6 protein-coding genes, 1 pseudogene and 1 riboswitch are annotated in these 5,584 nt (G+C 63.4%); of the genes and pseudogenes, 5 read left to right on the forward strand and 2 right to left on the reverse strand.

Going from position 1 to position 5,584, the window contains the following annotated elements:
- Both CMI59_RS12270 and CMI59_RS12275 read left to right on the forward strand, forming a co-directional pair.
- A partial coding sequence (locus tag CMI59_RS12270) for an adenylosuccinate synthetase (RefSeq protein ID WP_293328543.1) occupies positions 1–385 on the forward strand: 385 nt, incomplete at its 5' end.
- Between the two features lie 3 nt (positions 386–388).
- On the forward strand, positions 389–1,198 hold the full coding sequence (locus CMI59_RS12275; RefSeq protein WP_293328544.1) for a CPBP family intramembrane glutamic endopeptidase: 810 nt from the start codon (positions 389–391) through the stop codon (positions 1,196–1,198).
- A 52-nt stretch (positions 1,199–1,250) separates the two neighbouring features.
- Here the strand turns inward: CMI59_RS12275 and CMI59_RS12280 are convergent, their stop codons facing one another.
- Positions 1,251–1,661, reverse strand: coding sequence for an MAPEG family protein (locus CMI59_RS12280; protein WP_293328545.1), 411 nt, complete (start codon positions 1,659–1,661; stop codon positions 1,251–1,253).
- Between the two features lie 188 nt (positions 1,662–1,849).
- Positions 1,850–1,962: riboswitch (TPP riboswitch) on the forward strand.
- 82 nt (positions 1,963–2,044) lie between these two features.
- On the opposite strand from CMI59_RS12280, the gene thiC reads away from it, so the two are divergent.
- Entirely contained in the window at positions 2,045–3,901 is a 1,857-nt protein-coding gene (gene thiC, locus CMI59_RS12285; RefSeq protein WP_293328546.1) for a phosphomethylpyrimidine synthase ThiC, read from the forward strand.
- A gap of 65 nt (positions 3,902–3,966) precedes the next feature.
- Positions 3,967–4,341, forward strand: coding sequence for a VOC family protein (locus CMI59_RS12290; protein ID WP_293328547.1), 375 nt, complete (start codon positions 3,967–3,969; stop codon positions 4,339–4,341).
- Positions 4,342–4,433: 92 nt separating this feature from the next.
- Here the strand turns inward: CMI59_RS12290 and CMI59_RS12295 are convergent, their stop codons facing one another.
- Positions 4,434–5,246 carry a hypothetical protein gene (locus tag CMI59_RS12295; RefSeq protein ID WP_293328548.1) on the reverse strand — a complete coding sequence of 271 codons (813 nt, stop codon included), beginning with the start codon at positions 5,244–5,246 and terminating at the stop codon, positions 4,434–4,436.
- A 205-nt stretch (positions 5,247–5,451) separates the two neighbouring features.
- Between CMI59_RS12295 and CMI59_RS12300 the strand changes: the two are divergent.
- A pseudogene (locus CMI59_RS12300) lies at positions 5,452–5,584 on the forward strand (mismatch-specific DNA-glycosylase); the annotation flags it as partial.

The following is a 5,584-nucleotide window of genomic DNA, read 5'->3' on the forward strand; positions in this document are numbered from 1 at the left end:
CAAGCGCCGCTGCGGCTGGTTCGACGCCGTCCTCGTGCGCCAGACCTGCGCCACGAGCGGTGTCAACGGCATCGCGCTGACCAAGCTCGACGTGCTGGACGGCTTCGACGAGGTGAAGATCTGCACCGGCTACAAGCTGGACGGTCAGGTGCTCGACTATCTGCCGGGCGGGGCGGCGTTGCAGGCGCGTGTGGAGCCGATCTACGAGACGCTGGAAGGCTGGCAGGAAACCACCTTCGGCGCGCGTACATGGGCGGAACTGCCCGCACAGGCGATCAAATATGTGCGCCATATCGAGGAGCTGATCGAATGCCCGGTCACGCTTCTGTCGACCTCGCCGGAGCGCGAGGACACGATCCTGATGAAGGACCCCTTCGAGGACTGATCCATGGTGTGGGGCCCGAACGGTAAACGGACCGGCTCGCGGCCCGCCGGGACAGCGCAGCGGGAGTTTGCCGTTCTCAGCGGCTTCCGCCTGCGCGATGCGCTCATCATCGTCCTCGGCAATATTGTCGGGCAGTTGGCGGGGGCGCTGGGCTATGGCGTGTGGCTGGCCGTTGCGATGGGGACCGCCGAAGGGCTGGCGCTGAAAATCCAGCTCGATCCCTGGCGCAATCACCTCGTTCTGGTGAGCGGCCTCAGCGGCTATCTCTTCATGCTGCCCTGGATCCTTCATCTGTTGAGCAAGCGGCGGATCACGCTGTCCGGCATCGGTTTCCGATGGCCGGGCATGCGCTGGTTCGTCTACGCCTTGCTGGCTTTCATCGCGCTCAAGGCGTTCAGCGTCTGGCTCATGTCCCTTCTGGACGAGGCGACGATCGAGAAGAGCTACCGGACGATGGAGGGGGTTGTCGGGACCGGTCCCCTATGGGTGTTCATGTCGGCGGTCATCGTGGTCGTGGCCGCGCCCCTTCTGGAAGAGACGGCCTTTCGCGGGGCGCTTTATCAGGGGCTTTCCCGCCACATGCCGCGCCTTGCCGCCGCCCTTCTCGCCACAATCGCCTTTACCGCGATCCATCTGCAATATGCGCTGGCGGGCGGGGTGGTCGCCATCGTGACGACCGCGCAAGTGGCGATGCTCGGCGCGATGCTCATGTTTCTCTACATGAAAAGCCGGTCGCTCTGGCCGGGGATCGCGCTCCATGCGCTGAACAATGGCGTCTCGCTTATCTTCCTCTTCGCCCTCCTGCAGCACTGAAAAAAGGGCGCCGCAGATGCAGCGCCCTTCCTGCATGCGTGATGCGGTCGGGTCAGAAGGTCACGATCTGGTAGAAGATGATCAGATAGCCGACCACGGCGACCGCCCAGGCGATGGTGCGGATGCCGAGGAAGGTGAGCCCCAGCGTGTAGACCAGCGCATGGACGATGCGCCCGATCAGGAACAGCTCCGCGCCGAGCACGGTCAGGCTCGTATGGATGCCCGCCAGATGCGCCGGAATGACGAGGCAGGCATAGATCAGCAAATTCTCGATCAGGTTCGACGCGGCCCGTTTCGCGCGCGGGCCCGCGCCGGCGGCGGTGGATCCTTCGTCGCGATTGCCGATGCCCCATTGCATGCCCATGGCGGACACATTGGCGTTGGCATAGATCACGATGAGAATGAACAGAAGCGCCGCGCTCCAGACGAGGACGGACAGTTCGATCGGCATGGATGAAATCATTTTGGTTTTCTCCCCCTTGGTTCGGAATGAGGGCTCTGCCACAAGCCCGGCCTCCGTTCCGTCGTCGGGACACCCCTCCGGGAACGGACGACTCACCGGAGTCTATGCCGCTCCCGGTCGGGCTGCACTCAACATTATGTGGTCTAATGTCGGCCCTTTACTGAGGGGGCGGGCAGAGTCACACTGCGCGTCTTACCGAGGGGGGCCGGCGGCAGCCGGCTGAGATGAGCCTGATACCGGTTCACCACCCTTACCACCTGATCCGGGTCATGCCGGCGAAGGGACGGGATCTGCCGGGTATCTTGCCGATATATGTCCGGTCAGCCGCTTTCGCGCCATTTTTCCCGGATTTCCAGGGGCCTCGGGCCCAAGGGAGTCCTGCGATGAACGTCAAGCCGACTATCGAGCATATGGAAGTGACCACCGGGCCGCTTCCCGCCAGCCTCAAAACCCATACCGCGCCGGAGGCCTTCCCCGACATTCGGGTGCCGTTCCGCGAGATCGCGCTGCATCCAAGCGCCGAAGAGCCGCCCGTGCGCGTCTATGACACCTCGGGGCCCTATACGGATCCGGAGGCGATCATCGATGTGGAGGCGGGCTTGGCGCGCCCGCGCGCCGCATGGGTAACGGCGCGCGGCGGCGTCGAGGCCTATGAGGGCCGCGAGGTGAAGCCGGAGGACAATGGCAATGTCGGCGAGAGCCATCTCGCCCGTGAATTTCCCGTCCGCAACCGGCCCCTGCGCGGCAAGCCGGGCGAAATGGTGACGCAGCTCGAATATGCGCGCGCCGGCATTATCACCGCGGAAATGGCCTATATCGCCGAGCGCGAAAATCTCGGCCGCAAGCAGGCGCTCGCCAATGCGGGCCACAAGATCGCCGAGGGCGAGAGCTTCGGCGCGGATATTCCCGAATTCATCACGCCGGAATTCGTGCGCAAGGAAGTCGCCGAAGGCCGCGCCATCATTCCGGCCAACATCAACCATCCGGAACTGGAGCCGATGATCATCGGCCGCAATTTCCTGGTGAAGATCAACGCCAATATCGGCAATTCCGCCGTCGCGTCGTCGGTGGCGGAAGAAGTCGACAAGATGGTCTGGGCGATCCGCTGGGGCGCGGACACGGTGATGGACCTCTCCACGGGCCGCAACATTCATAACACGCGCGAATGGATCATCCGCAATTCGCCGGTGCCCATCGGCACGGTGCCGATCTATCAGGCGCTCGAAAAGGTGGACGGCGTTGCCGAGGACCTCACCTGGGAGGTCTTTCGCGACACGCTTATCGAGCAGGCGGAGCAGGGGGTGGATTATTTCACCATCCATGCGGGCGTGCGTCTGGCTTACGTGCCGCTGTCGGCCAAGCGCGTGACGGGTATCGTGTCGCGCGGCGGCTCCATCATGGCGAAGTGGTGCCTTGCGCACCACAAGGAGAGCTTCCTTTACGAGCATTTCGAAGACATTTGCGACATCATGCGCGCTTACGATGTGTCCTTCTCGCTGGGCGACGGGCTTCGGCCCGGCTCCATCGCCGATGCGAATGACGAGGCGCAGTTCGCCGAGCTCGAAACGCTGGGCGAGCTGACGCAGATCGCCTGGAAGAAGGGCTGCCAGGTGATGATCGAAGGGCCGGGTCATGTGCCGATGCACAAGATCAAGGTCAATATGGACAAGCAGTTGAAGCATTGCGGTGGCGCGCCCTTCTATACGCTGGGCCCGCTCACCACCGACATCGCGCCGGGCTATGACCACATCACGAGCGGTATCGGCGCGGCGATGATCGGCTGGTTCGGCTGCGCCATGCTTTGCTATGTGACGCCCAAGGAACATCTCGGCCTGCCGGACCGGCAGGACGTGAAGGAAGGCGTCATCACCTACAAGATCGCGGCGCATGCCGCCGACCTTGCCAAGGGGCATCCGGCGGCACAGATCCGCGACGATGCGCTTTCCCGCGCACGCTTCGAGTTCCGTTGGGAAGACCAGTTCAACATTGCGCTCGACCCGGAACGCGCCAAGGAATTCCACGACCAGACGCTGCCCAAGGAGGCGCACAAGGTCGCGCATTTCTGCTCCATGTGCGGGCCGAAATTCTGCTCCATGAAGATCACGCAGGAAGTGCGCGACTATGCCGAAAGCGGCATGGCGGAAAAGGCCGGCGAGTTCCGAAATTCCGGCGGCGAGATCTATCTGGAAGAAGCCGACGCCGCGAACAAGGCGGCCAACAAGGCGCTGGGCGGTTCCTGATAAAACGACGTGTCGCCCCGGAATTTATTCCCGGGGCCCACTCGCCTCGAAACCACGGAACGCTCATGACCGACCATGCCCGCGCCATTCCTGTTCTCGCCTCGCTCGACCTCGACCAGTCGAAACGTTTCTATACGGAGAAGCTCGGCTTTTCGGCGGAGCGCTATGGCGATTATCTCATCGTGAAGCGCGACGATATGGAGATGCATTTCTGGCTGACGGATGACCGTATCCATCCCGAAAACACCTCCTGCTACATCAGGGGCGGGCAGGTGCCGGCGCTTTACGAGGAATATGCGAAAGCAGGCATCGGCACCGATCCCATCGGCGGCGAACGCCTGTCCGATTTCGAGGTGCGGCCCTGGAACATGAAGGAATTCTATGTCTGGGACTGCCACGGCAATCTGCTGAAATTCGGTTGCGCCCCGGAAGAGATCTGACGAACAGGGCTTGGCCCATCAAAAAGCCCCGCCTTCCTTGCGGAGGGCGGGGCTCATGACGACCGGCCTGAAGAGACTGGAACGGCGGTCGATCAGACGGGGGCAGGTGTCGGCGTTTCCGGCGCCGGGGCCGGTATGCCGCCCAGCGAATCGTCCGGCAGGTTGGTTACCGGGTCGTCCTCGCGGTTGCGGTCCTTCAGGCTCTTGTCCGCGCCGAAATAGAAGCGCACGCCGATCCGGGCCGCGCGGTAGTCATGGTCGCCCGCGCCTGCATTGGCAAAGAGCGCCATGCCCGGCGCGTCGGCGAGATGCGGCATATATTCGACATCGGCAAGGCCCGTCGTGTCGCGTGTCGGGTCGTTTTCCGCGCCGAGGCCGAGCCGTAAATTGTCGTCCGCATACCAGTAGCCGGTCAGCGAACCATAGAAGCCGTTATCGACATGATGGCCGGCCTGATAGCCGGATTGCATCGCCACGGTGAAGGGGCCGGAGTAGAGCTCGCCTTCGCCGCCGATCCGGCTCACGCCGTAAAACCCGGTCGGGCCGTTGACGTCCGCCTTGAGATAGCTCGCCGTCAGGCCGACAAGCCCGGTGGAAGGGTCGCGCATGAAGATATGCTCGCCGACACCCAGCAGATTGCTGCCCTGGCGCGAGCCGAGCAGGGCGTCGGTCTGGAATCCGAAATCATGCGTGAGCGGCGCAGTGACGGAGCCGTCCAGCGTTTCGCCCCACATGGCGTCGCTGTTATTGGTCTTGTTGTAGAGACCGCTGATGGCGGCCTTGGCGTTCAATTGGCCCACGGTCGGCGCGCTTGCCGCGTGCGCCGTTCCCGCTGTGGCCGCCGTGAGGGCGACGCCGATGGCGGCCGCTCCCAGTGTGGCTGGAATCCCTGTAGCTTTTCGCATTTCGTGAGTCTCCGATTTGGAGGGTCTTGAGCCCTGACTTCGAGGGGGGGCGCACGGAATGAAGGTGTCCGCCCCGGCCGGAAGTGCGGGGGTAAGGGGGAGGAGCCGGCCGGAGCGGATCTGCATTCGCCTCTTGACGTGCGAGCTTGGGATTATCTATCCCGCCGGGATTTCAGGTACATGGCAGAGGGCTGAATTCTTCTTAATGTCAGAGACACACATCCTCCCCGACATGTTGAGGCCGGGCCTCCGGCTCGTCTTTATCGGCACGGCGGCCAGCACGCGCTCGGCGGCGGTTGGCGCCTATTACACGCACCCGCAGAACCGGTTCTGGCGCA

Origin of the sequence: Parvibaculum sp. (assembly GCF_002684405.1) — a bacterium.
Taxonomy (GTDB): Bacteria; Pseudomonadota; Alphaproteobacteria; order Parvibaculales; family Parvibaculaceae; genus Parvibaculum.